Consider the following 21198-nt stretch of genomic DNA (forward strand, 5'->3'; position numbering starts at 1 on the left):
GGGGCCTGTGAGGCGGCCGCCTCAGACACCGGGGGCCTGTGAGGCGGCCGCCCGACCCACCCAACCTCATGTGACCCTCAAGACTTCGTTGATCGTTGGACCGACCCCGCACCCCCTCCATAGGCTCACGTCGTGCCCGACATATCTCTGACCACGCTCGTCTTCCTCTGCCTCGCCGCCGCCGCTGCCGGCTGGATCGACGCCGTCGTGGGCGGCGGTGGTCTGCTGTTGCTGCCCGCGCTGCTGCTCGGCCTGCCGCAGGTACCCGCCGCCCATGTCCTCGGAACGAACAAGGCGGTCGCCATCGTCGGCACGTCGGGTGCCGCGATCACCTACGTGCGCAAGGCGCCGGTACAGGTGAAGACCGCGGTGCGGATCGGGCTCGCCGCGCTCGCGGGCTCGATGGGCGGCGCGTTCTTCGCGGCGGGCATCAGCAGCGACGTGCTCCGCCCGGTGATCATGGTCGTGCTGCTCGGCGTGGCCGCGTTCGTGATGCTGCGCCCCTCGTTCGGCGCGGCCGCAGGTGCCGACAAGCGCCGCGTCACCCGTGCCCGTACCGTCGTGGCGATCGTGCTCGTCGGCGGCGGTATCGGCTTCTACGACGGTCTCTTCGGGCCGGGCACCGGCACGTTCCTGGTGCTGGCGCTCACCGCGGTGCTTCATCTGGACCTGGTGACCGCGTCCGCCACCGCGAAGATCGTGAACGTGTGCACCAACGGCGGCGCGCTCGCGATGTTCGCCTACCAGGGCACCGTGCTGTGGCAGCTGGCCGCGCTGATGGCCGTCTTCAATCTGGCGGGCGGCATGTTCGGGGCCCGGATGGCGCTGCGCAAGGGCAGTGAGTTCGTCCGCGGGGTGCTGCTCGTCGTCGTCTTCTCACTGGTCGCGAAGCTCGGCTTCGACCAGTGGACGGCGTGACGCCGGTCAGTACCGGTCGGCGGTCCGCGCGTACGCGGCGTTCGCCCGTGCGATGACCTCGGTCAGCACCCGGCCCGCGACGGCCAGGTCCGCTTCCGGGATGCCGCCGTACACAAGGGGGCCGAACTCGGTGGCGACCGAGGCCAGCCGGCTCTGCTCGGCGCGACCGGTCTCGGTCAGCGCGACCCGCGGGCCCTGGCCCGGCAGCGGCTCCAGCGGCTCGAACAGCTCGGTGGCCAGCAGCTCCGCCACGGTGTCGCGGGCCGTGGTCCCGTCGATCTTCAGGTTGGCCGTCAACAGCTCCACGATCCGGCCCGTTTCCACGGTGCCGCCCTCGGCGGCGGCCGCGTTCAGCGCCATCGACTGGTGGAAGGTGGTGCCGGTGCGGCTCAGCTCACGGTCGAGCAGGGCGCGGGCCGCGTAGTGGGCCCGGCCGATGATCTGGCTGTTGAGCAGGATCGGCGTGGTGGACGACATCGTTACTCCTCGGGTGTCGTGGACGTGTCCTCGGTGGCGTCGGATGGCGCGTCGAGAGGTGTTTCGAGCAGCAGCCGCAGCTCATCCGTCAGCGCCCGGGTGCGGGGTGCGTCGAGCCCGCCGAGCGGGGCCAGCAGCCGGTCGAGCAGCGTGTGGACCTCCGCGACGGCGCGGCGGGCCTTCTCCTCTCCCGCGGGGGTGAGTGAGAGCTGTACGGCCCTGGTGTCGGCGGGGTCGGGGGTGCGCTGCAGGAGTCCCGACGACTCGAGGGCGCGGGCCAGCTTGGAGACGTAGAGCGGCTCCAGGCCGGTGTGGTCGGCGAGTTGCCGCTGGCTGGGGCGGTAGCCGGACCGCCATATGCCGTGCAGCGAGGCGATCAGGGTGTACTGCGCGTGCGTCAGCCCCAGGGGAGCGAGCGCGCGATCGACCGCGACGCGCCACTTCGTCGACAGGCGCCAGACCAGGTAGCCGGGCGTGGGGCCCTTGGGTGCTGTGCTCATGGAGAAATACAGTACATGGATACTATGTCCATGGCTACTGTTTTCGGGCGCTGCCGTCCCGGACCCCGATGAGGTGCCCGTAGGCGACCACGTTGCCCTGGTAGCCGGTCTTCTCCGAGAAGCCTCCGCCGCAGGTGATCACCCGAAGCTCGGCCCGGTCGCCGGCCCCGTAGACCTTCTTGTCGGGGAAGTCGTCGGCCTCGTACACCTCGATCGCGTCGATCGTGAAGACCGCGGTCCTGCCGTCCGCGCGGAGCACCTCGATCCGGTGGCCCTTCTTCAGGGCGCCGAGGCTGTAGAAGACGGCGGGCCCCTGTGCGTTGTCGACATGCCCGGCCACGATCGCCGTGCCCTTGGCGCCGGGGGTGGTCCCGTCCTCGTACCACCCGGCCAGATTCCGGTCTTCGGCCGGGGGGACGTCGAGACTGCCGTCGCGGGCGAGGCCGAGGCCCATGACGGGGGCGTCGACGTCGATCTGCGGAATGCGCAGCCGGACCGGATCCGAGGGCGGCAGCGGGTCGGCGGCGGCGTCCGTGTGCTGGTTCGGCCCGGCGGCGAACGCCTGCGCGGCGGAGGGGACGGGCGGGGTGATGTCGCGGGTGCCGTTGTGGACCAGCCACAGCCCTGCGCAGACGGCGGCGGCCACAGCCCAGCCCTTGGCCCTGCGCCTGGTGGTGTCCTGAGCGCTCATCGGTCCTCCGGCTTCGCCCGCGGCGGGTGCGGCCGGGCGCGGGCAGGGCGGCGCCCGGGCCGGCCGTCCGTAAGGGACATGGGGGGCTCGGTCGTGGGGGTGGCCGGGCGCGGCCGGCATCGCACGGAACGTCGCCCCGCCCCCGTCGGCTCGAGGCCTGACGGGAGCGGGGGATCCGGCGGGACGAGGAACGGTTGGGGTACCGGTCCGTCAGCCTCTCTGCGCGCCGCTCGCCCGGCGGCGAAGAAGGAGCGTTCCGCCCACAGCGGCCGCGGTGAGTATCGCCGCGCCCGCCGCGATCTGGGTGGTGTCGGGGCCCACGCTGCCGCCGACGCCTGTTCTGACGTGCCCGCTCGGCTCGCGGTGACGCACCTCGAGGTCGCCGGTGGCCTCTTTGCCGTTCTTGCAGCGCACCTCGATGCCGTACGTGCCCGGCCTGGTGTCCTCGGGGACCGTGAAGTGGCCCACCGCGACCTCCTTGTGCGTGCCGGGCCACAGCTTGAACTCGCCGGCGCCCAGCGACCGGGCGTCGCCGACGCCGTGGCCGTTCTTGCCGCAGGCCGTGGTGTTGACGGTGATCTTCGTGCCGGGGGTGGCGGGCGACGGGTACACCTCCAGCTCTCCGAAGTCCGAGGCATACGCCCCATGGGTGGCGAGCCCTGTCGTGGCGAGCGCCATCGCTATGCCGGTCAGCAGGCGGGCGGTGGTGCGCATGGGTCCTCCGGAAGCGCGTGGTGCGATGTCTCGTCTTCTTCGAGGTAAGAGGCACCCGGTCCGCCACGCCTGCTGATGGCCAATCAGTTACCCTCTGCCGAAACCGCGTGTCGCTCTGGACAGAATGCATCGCCGCAGGTCGTGGCCGGTAGCTCCGCGCCTGGGGGAGCGGTCGGGCGTGCCGTGCCGAACGGGTGAAGGGGACCGGTCGTCCTCTGTCACCGCGGTGTCCCGCAGGCCGTCCGCGAGACTGATCTCCGGAGCGACTTGACCTCAATCAAACTTGAGGTACCAGGCTCCTCCGCATGGACATCAACACGCCTGACACCACGTCCGACCGTCCCTCCCCGCTGAAGCTCGCCGTCATCATCGGCAGCAACCGTGACGGCCGCTTCGGCCCCACGATCGCCGACTGGTTCCTCTCCCGTGCCGCCCGGCGCGAGGACTTCACCGTCGACGTGGTCGACCTGGCCGACGCCGATCTCCCCACCGCCCTCTCCTACTCACCCTCGCCCGACGTGCGGGCCGAGCTGGCCAAGATCACCCCGAAGCTGGCCGCGGCCGACGCCTTCGTCGTCGTCACCCCCGAGTACAACCACTCCTTCCCCGCCGGCCTCAAGAACGTCATCGACCGGCACTTCGGCGAATGGCAGGCCAAGCCCGTCGGCTTCGTCTCCTACGGCGGCATCTCCGGCGGCCTGCGCGCGGTCGAGCAACTGCGCCAGGTCTTCGCCGAACTGCACGCCGTCACCGTCCGCGACACCGTGTCCTTCCACAACGCCGGCGCCCACTTCGACGACGAGGGCAACCACCGCGACCCGGCCGCCCCCGACGCCGCCGCCAAGACCATGCTCGACCAGCTCTCCTGGTGGGCCGAGGCACTGCGGTCCGCCAAGTCCGTCCGCCCCTACGCGGGCTGAGGGCCCGGCCGTGCTGCTGAACCTGCTGACCGCCCGCCTCGGTCCCTACCGCGGACTGATCGCGCTGGTCGTCCTCCTCCAGCTGATCCAGTCCCTGGCCACCCTCTACCTGCCCACCCTCAACGCCGAGATCATCAACAACGGTGTGCTGCGCGGCGACACCGGACACGTCCTCACCACCGGCGCCGTGATGCTGGCCGTCACGGTCCTCCAGGTCGCCGCCGCCGGCGCCGCCGTCCACTGCGCCGCCCGGATCGCGATGGGCATCGGCCGCGACCTGCGTTCCACCGTCTTCCGCCACGCCCAGGACCTGTCCGTGCGCGACATCGGGCGCTTCGGCGCCTCGTCCCTGATCACCCGCACCACCAACGACGTGCAGCAGGTGCAGACCTTCTCGCTGCTGATCCTGACCATGCTGGTCGCCGCGCCTTTGATGTGCGTGGGCGGTATCGCCATGGCCCTGTCCCAGGACGTGCCGCTTGCGATGCTCCTGCTTGTGTTCGTCCCGGTGCTCGCACTGTCCGTCGGACTGATCGTGCGCCGACTGCCGCCGGTCTTCCGCTCCATGCAGGAACGGATCGACGTGGTCAACCGGGTGATGCGGGAACAGATCACCGGCATCCGCGTCATCCGCGCCTTCGTACGGGACCGGCACGAGCAGCGGCGGTTCGGCGAGGCCAACGACGCCCTTCTCCAGGCCGGTCTCCGGGCGGGCCGACTGCAGACCCTGATGTTCCCGACCGTCCTGATCGTCTGGGAGATCGCCACCGTCGCCATCATCTGGACCGGCGGCCACCGGCTCGACTCCGGCTCCCTGCAGGCCGGTTCGATCGTCGCCTTCCTCGGCTATCTGACGCAGATCCTCATGTCCGTGATGATGGGCCTGTTCCTCATGATGCACCTGCCGCGCGCCGAGGTCAGCGCGGAACGCATCCAGGAGGTCCTCGGCACACCGCCGAGCGTCGTACCGCCCGTCGCCCCCGTGCACCGGCTGCGTGGACGAGGCGAACTGCAGCTGCGCGGCGTCGACTTCAGCTACCCGGGCGCCGAGGAGCCCGTCCTCAGGTCCGTGGACCTCACCGCCCGCCCCGGCCGGGTCACCGCCGTCATCGGCTCGACCGGCAGCGGCAAGACGACCCTGCTGAGCCTCGCCGCCCGGCTGTTCGACGCGACCGGCGGCGTCCGGATCGGGGAGGTGGACGTACGGGACCTGGACCCGGCGCTGCTGTCCCGCACCGTCGGACTCGTCGCCCAGAAGCCGTACCTCTTCTCGGGCACCGTCGCCTCCAACCTGCGGTACGGGAAGCCGGACGCGACGGAGGACGAGCTCTGGCACGCCCTCGAGGTCGCCCAGGCAGCGGACTTCGTACGCCGGCTCGGCGACGGGCTCGACGCCCCGGTCTCCCAGGGCGGCGCCAACCTGTCGGGAGGACAGCGCCAGCGCCTCGCCATCGCCCGGGTACTGGTGGCCAGGCCCGACGTCTATCTCTTCGACGACTCCTTCTCCGCGCTCGACAACGCCACCGACGCGGCACTGCGCCGGGCGCTGGCCGAGGAGACCGCCGACGCCACCGTCGTCATGGTCGCCCAGCGCGTGTCCACCATCCGCGGCGCCGACCGGATCGTCGTCCTGGAGAAGGGCCGCGTCGCGGGCACCGGAACCCACGAAGAACTCATGCGGGACAACCCCACCTACCGGGAGATCGTGCTCTCCCAGCTCACCGAGGAGGAAGCCGCATGAGCGGCACCACACCGGAGCGCCGCGGCCCGGCCGGGCAGCAGCGCGGCCCCGGGGGCATCGGCTCCCCCTCACTGGAACGCTCCCTCCACTTCCGGGCCTCCGGACTGCGGCTGACGCGCCTGACCGCACCGGAACGCCCGCTGGTCCTCGGTGTCCTCGCCGCCGGCGCGGCCGCGGTCGCCCTCTCCGTACTCGTCCCCAAACTCCTCGGCCACGCCACCGACCTCGTGGTCGACGGCGCGGCCGGTCCGGACGGGGTCGACTTCAGGGCCGTCGCCGAGGTGCTGGCCCTCGTCCTGGGCCTGGTCGCCGTCTCCTCCGGTACGACGCTGATCCAGATGCGGCTCGCGATGACCGTCGTGCAGCGCGTCGGCCACCGGCTGCGCGAGGAGGCGGGGACGAAGCTGTCGCGGCTGCCCTTGTCGTACTTCGACGAGCAGCCCCGCGGGGAGGTGCTCAGCCGCACCACCAACGACATCGACAACATCACGCAGACCATGCAGCAGGCCTTCAGCCAGATGGTGCGGGCGGTGCTCACCATCGCCGGCGTCCTGGCGATGATGTTCTGGATCTCGCCGCTGCTGGCCCTGATCGCCCTCGCGACGGTGCCGCTGTCCGTGTACGTGGCGACGCTCATCGGCAGGCGGGCCCAGCCGCAGTTCGTCCGGCAGTGGTCGGTGACGGGCAGGCTGAACGCCCACGTCGAGGAGATGTTCACCGGCCACGCGGAGGTCCGCTCCTTCGGCCGCGGGAAGCAGGCCGTGGAGACCTTCGACGAACTGGGCGAGCAGCTGTACGCGTCGAGCCTGCGCGCCCAGATCATGTCCGGCCTCATCCAGCCCGCCCTCGGCTTCGTCGGCAACCTCAACTATGTGCTGATCGCCGTCGCCGGCGGGCTGCGGGTGGCCTCCGGATCGCTGTCGATCGGCGACGTACAGGCCTTCGTGCAGTACTCCTACGAGTTCAACGGCCCCATCAACCAGGTGGCCGCGATGGCCAACCTCCTCCAGTCGGGCGTCGCCTCCGCCGAGCGGGTCTTCGACCTGCTGGACGCGGAGGAGGAGTCCCAGGCGCCGACCGGACCGAGGCGCCCGGGGCCGAAGGACGGACGGCCCGCGGGCCATGTGTCCTTCGAGAAGGCGGCCTTCCGCTACCACCCCGCGGAGCCGCTGATCGAGGACCTGTCGCTCGACGTCGAACCGGGCCGGACCGTCGCCATCGTCGGCCCGACCGGCGCGGGCAAGACCACGCTGGTCAATCTGCTCATGCGGTTCTACGAGGTCACCGGCGGCCGCATCCTGCTCGACGGGGTCGACATCAGGGACATGACCCGCGACGAACTGCGTTCCGGCATCGGGATGGTGCTCCAGGACACCTGGCTGTTCGGGGGCACGATCGCCGACAACATCGCCTACGGCGTGCCCGGGGAGGTGTCCCGCGAGCAGATCGTCGCGGCGGCGACAGCCACCCACGCCGACCGGTTCATCCGCACCCTGCCCGACGGCTACGACACCGTCGTCGACGAGGAGGGCGCGGGCCTGAGCGCGGGCGAGAAGCAACTCCTCACCATCGCCCGCGCCTTCCTCACCGAGCCGTCGATCCTCGTGCTCGACGAGGCCACCAGCTCGGTCGACACCCGCACCGAGGTGCTCATCCAGCGGGCCATGTCCTCGCTGCGCCGCGGCCGTACCAGCTTCGTCATCGCGCACCGGCTCTCCACCGTCCGGGACGCCGACGTGATCCTGGTGATGGACGCCGGAAGGATCGTCGAGCAGGGCACGCACGACGAACTGCTGGGCCGCGGCGGCGCGTACGCCCGGCTCCACGCGGCGCAGTTCGCCGCGGCCGGGTCCCCTGTGTGAGGCCGCGGTGCGTAACGTGAAGGGCGGGGCCGCGACGGTCCCCGCCCTTCGTCCGCGGCCGCCGGCCGCCCCGCGGACATGGCCGAACACCGAGAAGGAGCTCCCGCCGTGGAACCCACCCCCGCCGCGCCGCCGCTGCTCACCGTGATGACCACGACCGACAGCGCGCAGAAGGCCCAGCGGCTCGCAGAGGGCGCCGTGGAGGCCCGGCTCGCGGCCTGCGCGCAGATCTCCGCGCCGGTGACGTCGGTCTACCGCTGGCAGAACCGGATCGAGACCGCCGAAGAGTGGCAGGTCCTCCTCAAGACCACCCCGGCCTGCTACGACGCCCTCGAAGCCCATCTGATCGCCGCCCACGACTACGAGACCCCGGAGATCATCGCCACCCCGGTGGTACGCGCCGGCGCGGCCTACGCGGCCTGGGTGCGGGCGGAGACCGAGGCGCCGTGAACGGGCCGCAGCGGCTTCCGTTCTTCGTCTACGGCACCCTGCGGCCGGGCGAACGCAACCACGACCTGCTCCTGCGCGGCCGCACCACTCAGGAGCGCCCCGCCCTGCTCCCCGGCGCGGTGCTCTACGAGGGCCCAGGCTACCCGTACGCCGTCGACACCGGCGACCCGGCGGCGACGGTCACCGGCGAGGTGGTGACCGCGAAGCCGGAGGAGTACGAGCGGCTGCTCGCCGTCCTCGACCGGCTGGAGGAGTACGGCGGACCGGGCCACGCGGCCAACCTGTACGAGCGGGTGGCCCGGGAGGTGCTCCTCGAGGACGGCACGCCGGCACAGGCGTGGGTCTACGTCGCCGCCGAACCCGTGGCGCGCGGCCTGCGGGCCGGCGGCAGACCCGTGGACGGCGGCGACTGGCACGAGGCGGTCAGCCGCCGGTGACCCGCTCCGGCTCCAGCCGGACGGCGCACACCTTGAACTCGGGCATACGGGACGTCGGATCGAGCGCCGGGTTCGTCACCGAGTTCACCCGGCCCTCGCCCGGCCAGTGGAACGGCATGAAGACGGTGTCCGGCCTGATCCCCGTGGTGATCCGGGCGGGCCCGACCGCCCGGCCCCGCCGCGACACCACGGCCAGGGGCTCACCCTCCGCGACGCCGAGGCGTTCCGCCAGCTGCGGATGCAGCTCGACGAACGGGCCCGGGGCGGCGGCGTTCAGCTCGTCGACCCGCCTGGTCTGCGCGCCCGACTGGTACTGGGCGACCACCCGCCCGGTCGTCAGCAGCACCGGGTAGTCGGCGTCGGGCTCCTCCGCGGCGGGCCGGTGCCCCACGGCGACGAACCTGGCCAGCCCGTCGGGGGTGGCGAACCGGTCCAGGAACAGCCGGGGGGTGCCGGGGTGGGCGACCGGCTCGTCCTGGTCGTCCGGCTCCGGGCACGGCCAGAACACGCCGTCCTCCTCGGCGATCCTGCGGTACGTGATGCCCGAGTAGTCCGCCGGTCCGCCCGCCGACGCCCGCCGCAGCTCCTCGAAGACCTCCTCCGGGTCGGCGGGGAAGCCCTTCTCGTGCCCGAGCAGCGCCGCCAGGGCGCTCAGCACCTCGAGATCGCTGCGCACCCCCTCCGGGGCGTCGAGCGCCTTGCGGCGCAGCAGCACCCGGCCCTCCAGGTTGGTCGTCGTGCCGGTCTCCTCCGCCCATTGGGTCACCGGCAGCACCACGTCCGCGAGCGCCGCCGTCTCCGAGAGCACCACGTCCGCCACGGCGAGGAAGTCCAGGGACTTCAGCCGTCCCTCGATGTGCGCGGCACGCGGCGCGGAGACCACCGGGTTCGATCCCATCAGCAGCAGCGACTTCACGTCACCGCCCAGCGCGTCCAGCAGCTCGTAGGCACTGCGCCCCGGCCCCGGCAGGGACTCGGGGGGCACGCCCCACACTCCTGCGACATGGGCCCGCGCCGCCGGGTCGTCCAGCTTGCGGTAGCCGGGCAGCTGGTCGGCCTTCTGGCCGTGCTCACGGCCGCCCTGACCGTTGCCCTGCCCGGTCAGGCATCCGTAGCCGGACAGCGGCCGCCCGGCCCGGCCGGTCGCCAGGCAGAGGTTGATCCAGGCGCTGACCGTGTCCGTGCCCTTGGAATGCTGCTCGGGCCCGCGGGCGGTGAGCACCATCGCGGACGGCGCGTCGCAGAACAGCCGTACCGCCTCACGCAGCTGCGGCACGCCCACGCCGGTGATCCGCTCGACGAGCTCGGGCCAGTGCGCCATGGCGGCGGCCCTGGCCTCCGCCCAGCCGCTCGTGCGGGCGGCGATGAAGTCCTCGTCGGTGCGCCCCGAGGCCACCACCTCGTGCAGCAGGCCCAGGGCGAGCGCCAGGTCGGTGCCGGGACGGGGTGCCAGGTGCAGATCGGCCTGCTCCGCCGTCCTCGTCCGCCGCGGGTCGACGACGATCAGCTTGCCGCCGTTCTCCTTCAGTTCCGTCAGGTAGCGCAGCGCCGGCGGCATGGTCTCCGCGAGGTTCGAGCCGACGAGGATCACACAGCCGGTCCTCGGGATGTCCTCCAGCGGGAACGGCAGCCCGCGGTCGAGTCCGAACGCCTTGTTGTGCGCCGCCGCGGCCGACGACATGCAGAAGCGGCCGTTGTAGTCGATCTGCGAGGTGCCGAGCACGACCCGGGCGAACTTCCCGAGGGTGTAGGCCTTCTCGTTGGTCAGCCCGCCGCCGCCGAAGACGCCCACGGCGTCGGCGCCGTGCTCGTCCCGCGTACGCCGCAGCCCGTCGGCGATCGTACGCAGTGCCTCCTCCCAGGTGGCCGGTTCGAGCCGGCCTGTGGCGTGGCTTCTGATGAGCGGCCCGGTCAGGCGCACCCGGGAGGAGAGAAGGGAGGTCGAGGTGCGGCCCTTGCCGCACAGGGCGCCCCGGTTGACGGGGAAGTCGGGACGCTCCACCACCTCGACGGCCGTCCCGTCGGCGGTGTCCGGCCGGGGGACACCGCGCAGATTCATGCCGCACTGCAGGGCGCAGTAGGGACAGTGGGTCGGGATGGTCTCGTCGCGCATGACGCCCAGCGTGGAACATCCGTGTTACGCGGGCGGACGCGCCGCATTACGGACGGGGTACGCCTGGCTCAGCCGCGAGCTCACGGCGGCGTGAGGACCGACCGTGAGCCAGGTGCCCGTCCGGGTGGTTTTGGCCGTGGTGTCCGGGCGCGTCGGGACCGGGCCCTTCCCGCGGGTGCCGGTCGCTCCATCCGGGCGCGGGCCGGAGTCTCAGGCGCGGCGGCCGAGCATCGCCAGCAGCCGGGTCTGCGGATCGTCGCCCGGGGGCGGCTCGATCGGCGCGGCGAAGAGGCCGGACTTCGACAGCTCCGACGCGTACGGGGCGATCTCCTCCAGGGTGAAGGCCACCAGCGCGTCCGGAAGCCGCTCCTCCGCGCCGATCGCCCGCGACAGGTCCCAGGAGTGCACCACCGCGTCGCTGACCATCTGCGAGCAGTAGGCGGTCACCGGGGTCTCCCCGTACGACAGCTGGACCGTCCGCTCCAGCGCCCCCTCGTCGGAGAACGCCTTACGGGCGGCGCGCGCCGCCGCGTCCCAGGCCTGGCGGGGCCTGTCGCCGAGGACGTCACCGTCGTACGCGTCGCCGATGTCCTCGATCGTCGCCCCGTCCGTCACCAGGTCCGGCACCCACAGCTGCTCGGCGGTGAGGTGGTTGACGAGATCGCGCACCGACCACTGCGTGCACGGCGTCGGATCGTCCCACTGGTCGTCCCGTACGGCGTGCACCCGGTCGGTGAACAGGTCCAGCGCCTCGGTGTGCCGGGTCAGCAGCGTTGCCACGTCATTTGTCATGCGGCTCACTTTTCCCTGCCGGGGACCGGGATGCGAGCGTGCGCGGCCGTGTGCCTCCCGGCGTGTCAGCCCGCCGCCGCCAGCGCGTCCCGCACGCCGGGCTCGCGCTCGCCCAGGAACTTCGGATCCGGCCGGAACACGGCGTCCAGCGACGCCTTGCCCGCCGCGAACATCTCCCGCACGCCGCCGTAGTACCAGGTCGCGTCGTGCGGTTCGGCCACACCGACGCCGTACGCCTCGACGCCGGCGGACCGGCACAGCGCGACGGCACGGCGGATGTGGAAGCCCTGGCTCACCAGCAGCGCCCGCTCCACCCCGAAGATCTCCTTCGCCCGCACGCAGGAGTCCCAGGTGTCGAACCCGGCGTAGTCGCTGACGATCCGGTCGTCGGGCACACCGCGCTCCGTCAGATACGTGCGCATGGCGTCCGGCTCGTCGTACTCGACCCGGCTGTTGTCCCCGGTGACCAGCACGACCTTGGCCTTGCCGGTCCGGTACAGCTCGGCGGCGGTGTCGAGCCGGTGCGCCAGATAGGGGGAGGGCCGGCCCCGCCAGAGACCGGCGCCGAAGACGACGGCGACGTCCCGCGCCGGGGCCTCGGCGACCGTACGGACGCGGCTGTCGGCGACGGCGTGCATCCAGGTCGCGGGCGCCAGGCCGAGCACGCACCCCAGCATGACGGCCTGCGCGACGAGGCGTCGCCTTCTTGTTCCTCTCACGAACAGTCAGACGCGAGCGGGGCGGAAATGGTTGGTCCGGCGGAGCGGAAATGGCTGGCCGGACCGTCGCGCCTGTTGACACGATCATCCGATGATCGACAAGAGAGCCGCCTCCGCCGCCCGCAACAACGCCGAGTGGTGCGAGGCCATGTGCCGGGCACACGGCCTTTCCGGTGCCTTCGGAGCCCGCGCCTGGACCAGCGCGAGCCGCACACCCGTGCTGTATCCCGACGCGGTGACACTCACCGAGGACGCGACGGCGGACGACGCCTTGGACGCCGTCTCCAGCGGTCCCGGCTGCTCGGTCAAGGACAGCTTCGCGACCCTGGACCTGTCCGGCGTCGGATTCCAGGTGCTCTTCGAGGCCCGGTGGATCCACCGGGAGCCGGGCCTGCCCGCGCCGGCGGCTCCCGCCGGCGTCGCGTGGTCCCGCCTCGAAACCCCCGGCGAGCTGGCGGAATGGGCGGCAGCCTGGGACGGCGGCGACGGTCTGGCGCACCTCTTCCGCCCGGAACTGCTGTCCGACCCCTCGGTCGCGTTCCTCGCGGGGCGCGCCGAGGGCCGGCTGACCGCCGGCGCGGTGGTGAGCGGGGGCGGGGAGGCGGCAGGCGTCTCCAACCTGTTCGCCGTCGACGACGACCTCGACGCGGCATGGGCGGGCTGCCTGTCGGCGGTGGCCGACGCGTGGCCGGGCGTGCCGGTGGTCGGCTACGAACAGGGCGACGACCTGGCGGCGGCGGTGCGGCAGGGGTGCGTGCCGGTGGGTCCGCTGCGGGTCTGGCTGGCGCGGTAGCCGCTGCGCTGAGCGCTCTTGCCTACCCTCCCCTTGCGGCCTTGGCGGCCGCAGGGGGACCCACTTCCCGGACCGGGACCCCGTACCCGAGCCCTGCTCGGAGCCGGACCCGACACCGGGCCCTGCCCGGACCCGGCCGTGCCCGGAGGTCCCCGTCCGGGCCCTGCCCGGACCCCGGACCCGGGCTCCGCCCGGAGACTCCGCCCGGACCGACACCGGGCTCCGCCCGGAGACCCGACACCGGGCCCGCCGGGAACCCCGGACCCGAGTCCTGCTCGGAGCCGGACCCGACACCGGGCTCTGCCCGGACCCGGGCTCCGTCCGGAGACTCCGACCGGACCGACACCGGGCGAGACCCGACACGGGGCCGCCGGGACCCCGGGCCCGAGCCCTGTTCGGAGCCGGACCCGACACCGGGCCCTGCCCGGAGACCCCGACCGGGCCCGCCCGGGCCCCGCGCGGTGTCTTCGGGGCCTCTTCCCCTGCGCCCGGCGGTGCGGAGGCACCACAGGACCCCCGCGCCTCGAACGCCAGGCGAGGCCGAAGCCGGCCCACGCCGCCTCGCCGGGCCCCACCGTGAGGCCCACGAAAACACCCGTCACCCTCACGCAACACCCCCGCAACCTGCGCCCGCCACCATCGGTGCATGACGGAGCCGGAACACCTTCGTGAGCCCCCGCCCCCGCCCTTCCCGAGCGCAGCCGACAACGCAGTCGACACCGCCACGCAGCTCGACACCACCGTCGGCCTGCTCACGCGTATCACCGCTCAGCTCGGCAACCAGCTGAGTCACGTCCGACTGAACGGAACCCGCACCGCATGTCCCCGACCGATCGGCCCACCCTCGTCGCCGTCGCCCACGGCAGCCGCGACCCCCGCGCGCTGAGCACCGTCACCGCTCTCCTCGACCGGGTGCGTGAGCTGCGCCCCGGCCTGGACGTACGGCTCGGCCATGTCGAGCTGAACGAGCCGCTCCTCGACGACACCCTCCGGTCGCTCGGCGGCGCGCCCACCGTGATCGTGCCGCTGCTGCTCAGCCGCGGCTATCACGTCAAGCACGACCTGCCACGGGCCGCGGCCGCGATACCCGGCGGCGACATCCGTATCGCGCGCCCGCTCGGGCCGCACCCGCTGCTCGCGGAGGCGCTCGCGGCCCGGCTCGCGGAGGCGGGCTGGCGGGCGGAGGACAGCTCGAGCCGTGGTGCCGGGGTGGTCCTGGCGTCCGCGGGCTCCCGCGATCCCGAGTCCGCGGCAGACACCCGGCGCATGGCGGACATGCTGGCGGAGCGGCTCGGCGGCGTGCCGGTCGTGCCCGCGTACGCCTCCGCTCTCGCGCCCACCGTGCCCGCGGCCGTCAAGGCCCTGACGGCGCGCGGACGCCACCGGATCGCCGTGGCGTCCTACTTCGCCGCGCCCGGTCTGTTCGCCACCCGCAGTGCCGCCGCCGCTCCCTGGATCGCGGCGGAGCCGCTCGGGACGCATCCCGCTCTGGCCCGGCTGCTGCTGCACCGTTACGACCAGGTGCGAGCGCTGCCCCGCTCCGTGCGGCGGCTGGAACTGTCCGCCGCGTAGGGCGCCGTGAGGCCGGACGGGGCACGGCTGTCGGCCGCTCCGGTTACCTTCGGTGCATGGACGGCACCACCAGCACCACAGGCACAGGCACACCCCCGGGCCACGGCACGGGCAACGGCACCGCCCCCGACGGCTACGACGCCGCAGCCGTCGAACGCTGGGCCACCGAGCCCGACAAGCGCCCCGGCCGTACCGCCTTCCAGCGCGACCGCGCCCGGGTGCTGCACTCCTCCGCGCTGCGCCGCCTCGCCGGGAAGACGCAGGTCGTCACCCCTGGCACCCGCAGCCTGGCCTGGGACGCCAGCCCGCGCACCCGGCTGACGCACTCGCTCGAGTGCGCGCAGGTCGGGCGGGAGCTGGGCGCCGCGCTCGGCTGCGACCCCGATCTCGTCGAAGCGGCGTGCCTCGCCCACGACATGGGCCATCCGCCGTTCGGCCACAACGGCGAGCAGGCGCTGAACGAGTTCGCGAAGGACTGCGGCGGCTTCGAGGGCAACGCCCAGTCCCTCCGCCTGCTGACGCGGATCGAGCCCAAGCGTTTCGTGCACGCGCCGGAGACGGGCGAGCCGGTCAGCGTCGGCCTGAATCTCACCCGGGCCACCCTCGACGCGGCGACCAAGTACCCCTGGCCGCGCGGCGGCCATCCGACCGAGCCCGGCTCGGGGAAGTTCGGGGTGTACGAGGACGACCTGCCGGTCTTCGAGTGGGCCCGCCTCGGCGCCCCCGCGTTCCGCAAGTGCCTCGAGGCGCAGGTGATGGACTGGTCCGACGACGTCGCGTACTCGGTGCACGACTTCGAGGACGGTCTGCACGCCGGGCACATCGACCCCAACTGCCTCATGTCGGAGACCGAGCGCGCGGGCATCTGGTCGGTGGCGATCGGGCGGTACGTGCCGCACGACACCGAGCCGCAGGAGCTGTCCGAGGCTCTCGACCGGCTGCTCGACCAGGCGTGGTGGCCGCACCACTACGACGGGTCCGCGGTCGCCCAGGCCCGGCTGAAGGACGCCACCAGCCAGCTCATCGGCCGGTTCGCGCTCGCCGCCGAGGGCGCCACCCGGCAGGCGTACGGCAGTGGCATGCTCACGCGGTACGGGGCGGAGCTCGTCGTCCCGCGCGCCACGCGCAACGAGTGCGCCGTGCTGAAGGCGGTGGCCGACCGCTATGTGATGCAGCGCGCCGAGCAGGAGGCGCTCCGCGCAGACCAGCGCGTGGTGCTCGCCGAGCTGGCGCAGGCGCTCACCGCCCGCGCGCCGGAGGGGCTGGAACCGCAGTTCCGTGCCATGTTCGAGGCGGCGGGGGACGACCGGGCGCGCAAGCGGGTGATCGTCGACCAGATCGCGAACCTCACGGACGCCTCCGCCCGCACCCTGCACGTCCGCCTCACCGCCCGTCGCTGATGAAAGGCGCAACGACCCCGGGAGCACCCGAGTCACGCACCGAGTGATTCGTCCGTTTTTGACACGCCGGAGGGCACTCCCTCTTCCGCCATATCGCTCCGTGCGGGACGCTCGCTGAAGGCTGCGCTGCGTAGAAGCAACGAGGAGGCATCACGTGGTCGACGCACATCGGACATTCGTCATCGTCGGCGGTGGGCTGGCGGGCGCCAAGGCCGCCGAGACCCTCCGTGCCGAAGGGTTCACCGGGCGAGTGATCCTCATCGGCGACGAACGTGACCACCCCTACGAACGTCCGCCGCTGTCCAAGGCGTATCTGACCGGCAAGGACGAACGCGACAGCGTCTTCGTCCACGAGCCCGGCTGGTACGCCCGGGCCGACATCGAACTGCACCTCGGCCAGACCGTCGTGTCCATCGACCGCGAGACCCGCTCGGTGCGCCTCGGCGACGGAACCGTCGTCCACTACGACAAGCTGCTCCTCACCACCGGCGCGGAGCCCCGCCGGCTGGACATCCCCGGCACCGGTCTGGCCGGCGTCCACCATCTGCGCCGCCTCGCCCACGCCGACCGGCTGCGCCATGTGCTCGCCGCCCTCGGCCGCGACAACGGTCACCTGATCATCGCCGGCGCCGGTTGGATCGGTCTCGAGGTCGCGGCCGCGGCCCGCGGCTACGGTGCGGAGGTGACCGTCGTGGAGCCCGCGGCGACCCCGCTGTACCAGGTCATCGGCCCCGAGCTCGGCCAGTTCTTCGCCGAACTGCACCGCGAGCGCGGCGTCCGTTTCCACTTCGGTGTCCGACTCACCGAGATCATCGGGCAGGACGGCATGGTCCTCGCGGCCCGCACGGACGACGGCGAGGAGCACCCGGCGCACGAGATCCTCGCCGCCATCGGCGCGGCCCCGCGCACCGCGCTCGCCGACGCGGCGGGCCTCGACCTCGCCGACCGGGCGGAGGGCGGCGGGATCGCCGTCGACGAGAGCCTGCGCACCTCCGACCCCGACATCTACGCCGCGGGCGACGTCGCCGCCGCCCGGCACCCGCTGCTGGGGACCCGGCTGCGCGTCGAGCACTGGGCCAACGCCCTGAACGGCGGCCCGGCCGCCGCCCGCGCCATGCTCGGCCAGGACGTGAGTTACGACCGGGTCCCCTATTTCTTCTCGGACCAGTACGACCTCGGCATGGAGTATTCGGGCTGGGCCCCGCCCGGCTCTTACGACGAGGTCGTGCTCCGCGGCGACGTCGGAAGGCGGGAGTTCATCGCCTTCTGGCTCAAGGACCGCAGGGTGCTCGCCGGGATGAACGTCAATGTGTGGGACGTCACCGCACCGATCCAGCAGCTGATCCGGACCCGGGCGGAGGTGGACCCGCAGACTCTCGGCGATCCGGGTGTGGCGCTCACCGACGTCGTGAACCTCTCCGGCTGACGGGAGTGTCGCCGCGTCACCGTAGAATTCACGCGTGGCAGGCAGGATCAACGATGACGACGTGAAGGCGGTCCGGGACGCGGTCCCGATCGACGCCGTCGTTTCCGAGTACCTCCAGCTGCGCAACGCCGGCGGGGGGAACCTGAAGGGCCTGTGCCCCTTCCACGACGAGAAGTCTCCTTCCTTCCAGGTCAGCCCGAGCAAGGGTCTCTTCCACTGCTTCGGCTGCCAGGAAGGCGGCGACACGATCGCCTTCGTGATGAAGATCGACCACCTCTCGTTCTCCGAGACGGTGGAGCGTCTCGCCGCCCAGGCGGGCATCACCCTGCGCTACGAGGAGGGTGGGTACAACCCCACCCATCAACGGGGCGAGCGGATCCGGCTGGTCGAGGCGCACAAGATCGCCGCGCAGTTCTACGTGGAGCAGCTGGACGGACCTGAGGCCGAGATCGGCCGGAAGTTCCTCGCAGAGCGGGGCTTCGACCAGGCCGCCGCCCAGCACTTCGGCGTCGGCTACAGCCCGGCCGGCTGGGACCACCTGACCCGCTATCTGCGCGGCAAGGGGTTCAGCGACAAGGAGCTGACTCTTTCCGGCCTTTCGCAGGAGGGCAGGCGCGGCCCCATCGACCGTTTCCGCGGCCGGCTGATGTGGCCGATCCGGGACATCACCGGGGAGGTCGTCGGCTTCGGCGCCCGTAAGCTCCGCGACGACGACAACGGTCCGAAGTACCTGAACACACCCGAGACGGCGATCTACAAGAAGTCGCAGGTGCTGTACGGCATCGACCTCGCCAAGAAGGAGATCGCCCGCACCAGCACGGCCGTCGTCGTCGAGGGCTACACCGACGTCATGGCCTGCCACCTCGCCGGTGTCACCACCGCCATCGCCACCTGTGGCACGTCGTTCGGCGGCGACCACATCAAGATCCTCCGGCGGCTGCTGATGGACAACGCCACCGCCGAGGTGATCTTCACCTTCGACGGCGACGCGGCCGGCCAGAAGGCGGCGCTGCGCGCCTTCGAGGACGACCAGAAGTTCGCGGCGGAGACGTCGATCGCGATCACCCCCGGCGGTATGGACCCGTGCGAACTGCGGCTCGCGGAGGGCGACGAGTCGGTGCAGAAGCTCGTCGAGACACGCACGCCGCTCTTCGAGTTCGCGATCCGGCAGATGGTGAGCCGCCACAACCTGGAGACGCCCGCCGGCCGCGCGGCAGCCCTCGACGAGGCCGCCCCGATCGTCGCCGGCATCAAGAACGTCGCCATCCAGCACGAGTCGGCCGTGCAACTGGCCGGCATCCTCGGCATCCTCGACACCCAGTTCGTCGTCAAGCGGGTCGCCCAGCTCGCCCGTTGGGCCCGCGACCGCGGCGGTGACCGCGGTGACCGCAGGGGCGGCCCCTCCAGGGCATCGCACCCCGCGCCCGGCGCGCCGGCCCAGGCCGCACCGTCCGGCCCCGCGATCAATCTGCGCAGCCCCGCCCACCGCACCGAACGGGAACTGCTCAAGCTGGCCCTCCAGCACCCCGAGCTGGTCTCCCCGGCCTTCGACGCGTACGGCGTCGACGAGTTCACCGCCCCGCCGTACGCCGCGGTCCGCCGGACCATCGAGGAGGCCGGCGGCGCCGAGCAGGGCACCCGGGACACCTCCGGCTATCTGGCCCGCGTCCGTGAAGCCGCCCCCGACGACACCGTGCGCGCCCTGGTCACCGAGCTCGCCGTGGAAGCGGTGCACGCCCGTGCGGTCGACGAGGTGTACGCGGGCATGCAGCTCGTCCAGGTCCGTCTGCGCGCCGTCGACCGCCGCATCCGCGAGGTCCAGGGCACGATGGCCCGCCTGGGCGCAGGCGGCGACCCGGAGCGGTACGCCGCGGTGGCGAACGAGCTGTGGGTGCTCCAGCAGTACGCGCAGTCGCTGCGCAACCAGGGCGCGGCCGCGCTCTAGCGGTCGGCACGTCCGGCGCCCGCGGCGCCGCTCCGTGACACCTACGCGGCGAACGTGGGCGCCAGCGCGGCCAGCAGCCGCCGGACGTACTCGTCCCTGCCGTCGGCGAACTGCGGGTAGTCCAGGACGAAGTGGTTCCAGTCCAGGTGTTTCAGGGACTCCCGGAGGTCCTCCAGGCGGAGCTCCTCCTGCCCACCGGAGGGCAACTCGTTCCCGGACAGCCGGAACACCTCCTGGAGGAGCGCGTTCCGCAACGGGCCCCGTTCGGCCAGCAGTACCGCGTCGTACAGGTCCTTGCCCTGCGGATACAGGTCGTCGATCAGCCACACCACCTTCCAGGCGAGCGACAGTTCGAGGGTCGCCGTCAGCAGCGGCACACCGCACACGGTCCCGGGCCGGGGGTCCACCGGAAGCTGCTCGTTGAACACGAAGTCGAGCTGGACCTGGCCGGCGGGCAGCCCGGGTGCCTGCCACGGCAGCACCATGCGGCGGCCCGGCACCCGCTCGTACGTCCAGATGTACTCGGACTCGGCGCCGGCCGCGTCGATGACCGGGCCGTCTCCGTGCTCCTGCGTACAGCGCTGCGCCGCCGAGGCGATGTCGTCGAGCATCGCCGTGGTGCGCTCCTCCTCGATGCGCCAGTGGGCGGGGACGACGACGAAGTCGAGGTCCTTCGGCTCCCGCGCGGCGTCCCCGAACCGGTCCGCCAGCAGCATGCTGCCGCGCAGCACCAGCGAACCGGCCCACCCCGAACGGGAGACCGCGGTGACGACGCTCTCCAGCGCGCGTCGTCGCGCCGCCCCCCAGGCGGGGCGCAGCTCTTCGGGCACCACGGAGTCGGCGGGCCGGTACGCGCTGTCGAAGTGCTTCAGGGCAGGGTCGAACAGCCGGTGCCTGGACGCGCCGGGCCCCACGCCGGCGTGCAGCGTGCGCGGCAGCTCCGTCCGGCGCCGCAGGCGCTCCTCCTTCGGCTCCGCCGGGTCGTCAGGACCCCCCGGAATCGTCGGTTCCCAGCTCGCGTTCATCGTTGCGCCCCCTCGTCGATCCAACCGTCGTCCACCGACAGGTCGCTGTCGTACAGCACGAACTCCCGCTCCTCACCGAGGATCTCGAACCCTTCGGCGGTCAACTCGGCCGTCAGCGCGTCACATGCCGCGCCCGCCTCCTCGGCGGGGACGCCGCGGCGGCGCTGCGTCACGAACCGTTCGTGCCGGCCCGCCGATGCCACCCGGCGCGCGTTCCACGACAGATGAGCACCGTGGCGCACCGCCAGGGCGGTCAGCGCCTCGCGGTCGAAGTCCTCCTCGAGCAGCAGCTTCAGATGGTGCTCGAAGTAGCCGCCGTCCGTGGTGCGGACCTCCGGTGACCACGGCATGGTCTCGATCTTCACCCGCACCGGGTCGAAACCGCCGGCGCGCAGCCGCGCCACCAGCCGGTCGGCCGCCGCCCGTTGAGAGGCCAGGTCCTCGGTGCCCCGCAGGGTCAGCATCGGCTGGGACACCATCCGGCCCCGGGCGAGCACGATGTGCGTCACCTTCAGACCCGCGGCCCCCGCCCACGAGTCCAGCCCGGCGCGCGCCGCGTCGTCCGTACAGCGCACCGTCACATGGGTCTCGTACTCGCACAGCCTGTTCACCGGCGCAGTCTCCCAAAGGGACGGACGTCCGGCATCCGAGTAACCGGCCGGTCACGCACGGGTCTCAAAAAGTCGTCGCACGCCCCTCGTGG

At 72.4% G+C, this 21198-nt stretch carries 20 protein-coding genes; 11 read left to right on the forward strand and 9 right to left on the reverse strand.

All coding sequences use genetic code 11. The features are described from left to right. The first annotated feature begins 132 nt into the window (after positions 1-132). Entirely contained in the window at positions 133-918 is a 786-nt protein-coding gene (locus ACIPJI_RS02465) for a sulfite exporter TauE/SafE family protein (RefSeq protein ID WP_402243984.1), read from the forward strand. Positions 919-924: 6 nt separating this feature from the next. On the opposite strand, the gene ACIPJI_RS02470 is transcribed toward ACIPJI_RS02465, so the two are convergent. The 4 genes from ACIPJI_RS02470 to ACIPJI_RS02485 all read right to left on the reverse strand — a co-directional run bounded on the left by ACIPJI_RS02470 (position 925) and on the right by ACIPJI_RS02485 (position 3300). Then, positions 925-1395, reverse strand: coding sequence for a hypothetical protein (locus tag ACIPJI_RS02470; RefSeq protein ID WP_402243986.1), 471 nt, complete (start codon positions 1393-1395; stop codon positions 925-927). A 2-nt stretch (positions 1396-1397) separates the two neighbouring features. Beyond that, positions 1398-1895, reverse strand: coding sequence for a MarR family transcriptional regulator (locus tag ACIPJI_RS02475; protein ID WP_356620902.1), 498 nt, complete (start codon positions 1893-1895; stop codon positions 1398-1400). A 34-nt stretch (positions 1896-1929) separates the two neighbouring features. After that, positions 1930-2586: a class F sortase gene (locus ACIPJI_RS02480; RefSeq protein ID WP_402243988.1), complete on the reverse strand. Its 657-nt coding sequence runs from the start codon at positions 2584-2586 to the stop codon at positions 1930-1932. A gap of 210 nt (positions 2587-2796) precedes the next feature. Then, positions 2797-3300 carry a hypothetical protein gene (locus tag ACIPJI_RS02485; RefSeq protein WP_402243990.1) on the reverse strand — a complete coding sequence of 168 codons (504 nt, stop codon included), beginning with the start codon at positions 3298-3300 and terminating at the stop codon, positions 2797-2799. Between the two features lie 305 nt (positions 3301-3605). Here ACIPJI_RS02485 and ACIPJI_RS02490 point away from each other — a divergent pair, with 305 nt between their 5' ends. The 5 genes from ACIPJI_RS02490 (at position 3606) to ACIPJI_RS02510 (ending at position 8710) form a co-directional block, all read left to right on the forward strand. Then, positions 3606-4220 (forward strand): NADPH-dependent FMN reductase, encoded by a 615-nt coding sequence (locus ACIPJI_RS02490; RefSeq protein ID WP_307706317.1) that lies wholly within the window; start codon positions 3606-3608, stop codon positions 4218-4220. A 10-nt stretch (positions 4221-4230) separates the two neighbouring features. After that, the gene (locus ACIPJI_RS02495) at positions 4231-5961 is read left to right on the forward strand and encodes an ABC transporter ATP-binding protein (RefSeq protein WP_402243992.1); all 1731 of its coding nucleotides are present in this window, start codon (positions 4231-4233) and stop codon (positions 5959-5961) included. Then, entirely contained in the window at positions 5958-7823 is a 1866-nt protein-coding gene (locus ACIPJI_RS02500) for an ABC transporter ATP-binding protein (RefSeq protein WP_402243993.1), read from the forward strand. Before ACIPJI_RS02495 ends, ACIPJI_RS02500 begins: the two co-directional genes overlap by 4 nt. A 78-nt stretch (positions 7824-7901) precedes the next feature. Further along, positions 7902-8273, forward strand: coding sequence for a divalent-cation tolerance protein CutA (gene cutA, locus ACIPJI_RS02505; RefSeq protein WP_402243995.1), 372 nt, complete (start codon positions 7902-7904; stop codon positions 8271-8273). Then, the gene (locus ACIPJI_RS02510) at positions 8270-8710 is read left to right on the forward strand and encodes a gamma-glutamylcyclotransferase family protein (RefSeq protein ID WP_402243996.1); all 441 of its coding nucleotides are present in this window, start codon (positions 8270-8272) and stop codon (positions 8708-8710) included. The genes cutA and ACIPJI_RS02510 overlap by 4 nt, the downstream gene beginning before the upstream one ends. On the opposite strand, the gene ACIPJI_RS02515 is transcribed toward ACIPJI_RS02510, so the two are convergent. The 3 genes from ACIPJI_RS02515 to ACIPJI_RS02525 form a co-directional block, all read right to left on the reverse strand. Next, on the reverse strand, positions 8697-10823 hold the full coding sequence (locus ACIPJI_RS02515) for a molybdopterin oxidoreductase family protein (protein ID WP_356620896.1): 2127 nt from the start codon (positions 10821-10823) through the stop codon (positions 8697-8699). The genes ACIPJI_RS02510 and ACIPJI_RS02515 overlap by 14 nt on opposite strands. Positions 10824-11033: 210 nt before the next feature. Further along, positions 11034-11615 carry a TIGR03086 family metal-binding protein gene (locus ACIPJI_RS02520; RefSeq protein WP_402243998.1) on the reverse strand — a complete coding sequence of 194 codons (582 nt, stop codon included), beginning with the start codon at positions 11613-11615 and terminating at the stop codon, positions 11034-11036. A 65-nt stretch (positions 11616-11680) separates the two neighbouring features. Then, positions 11681-12340: a vancomycin high temperature exclusion protein gene (locus ACIPJI_RS02525; RefSeq protein ID WP_307710347.1), complete on the reverse strand. Its 660-nt coding sequence runs from the start codon at positions 12338-12340 to the stop codon at positions 11681-11683. An 85-nt stretch (positions 12341-12425) separates the two neighbouring features. On the opposite strand from ACIPJI_RS02525, the gene ACIPJI_RS02530 reads away from it, so the two are divergent. The 5 genes from ACIPJI_RS02530 to dnaG all read left to right on the forward strand — a co-directional run bounded on the left by ACIPJI_RS02530 (position 12426) and on the right by dnaG (position 19470). Continuing rightward, positions 12426-13127, forward strand: coding sequence for a hypothetical protein (locus ACIPJI_RS02530; protein WP_356620894.1), 702 nt, complete (start codon positions 12426-12428; stop codon positions 13125-13127). An 819-nt stretch (positions 13128-13946) separates the two neighbouring features. Further along, a complete protein-coding gene (locus ACIPJI_RS02535; protein ID WP_402244000.1) occupies positions 13947-14699 on the forward strand; it encodes a sirohydrochlorin chelatase in 753 nt (250 codons plus the stop codon). Positions 14700-14755: 56 nt separating this feature from the next. Further along, complete coding sequence (locus ACIPJI_RS02540; RefSeq protein WP_356620892.1) at positions 14756-16099, forward strand: deoxyguanosinetriphosphate triphosphohydrolase; 1344 nt, start codon at positions 14756-14758, stop codon at positions 16097-16099. Positions 16100-16253: 154 nt separating this feature from the next. After that, a complete protein-coding gene (locus ACIPJI_RS02545; RefSeq protein ID WP_307706308.1) occupies positions 16254-17525 on the forward strand; it encodes an NAD(P)/FAD-dependent oxidoreductase in 1272 nt (423 codons plus the stop codon). Between the two features lie 34 nt (positions 17526-17559). Continuing rightward, entirely contained in the window at positions 17560-19470 is a 1911-nt protein-coding gene (dnaG, locus tag ACIPJI_RS02550; RefSeq protein WP_307706307.1) for a DNA primase, read from the forward strand. A 41-nt stretch (positions 19471-19511) separates the two neighbouring features. Here the strand turns inward: dnaG and ACIPJI_RS02555 are convergent, their stop codons facing one another. Continuing rightward, the gene (locus ACIPJI_RS02555; protein WP_402244001.1) at positions 19512-20495 is read right to left on the reverse strand and encodes a nucleotidyl transferase AbiEii/AbiGii toxin family protein; all 984 of its coding nucleotides are present in this window, start codon (positions 20493-20495) and stop codon (positions 19512-19514) included. Then, a complete protein-coding gene (locus ACIPJI_RS02560; RefSeq protein WP_356620890.1) occupies positions 20492-21106 on the reverse strand; it encodes a hypothetical protein in 615 nt (204 codons plus the stop codon). Before ACIPJI_RS02560 ends, ACIPJI_RS02555 begins: the two co-directional genes overlap by 4 nt. Positions 21107-21198: the final 92 nt, after the last annotated feature.

The organism is Streptomyces sp. NPDC086835, from assembly GCF_044745705.1.
GTDB lineage: Bacteria > Actinomycetota > Actinomycetes > Streptomycetales > Streptomycetaceae > Streptomyces.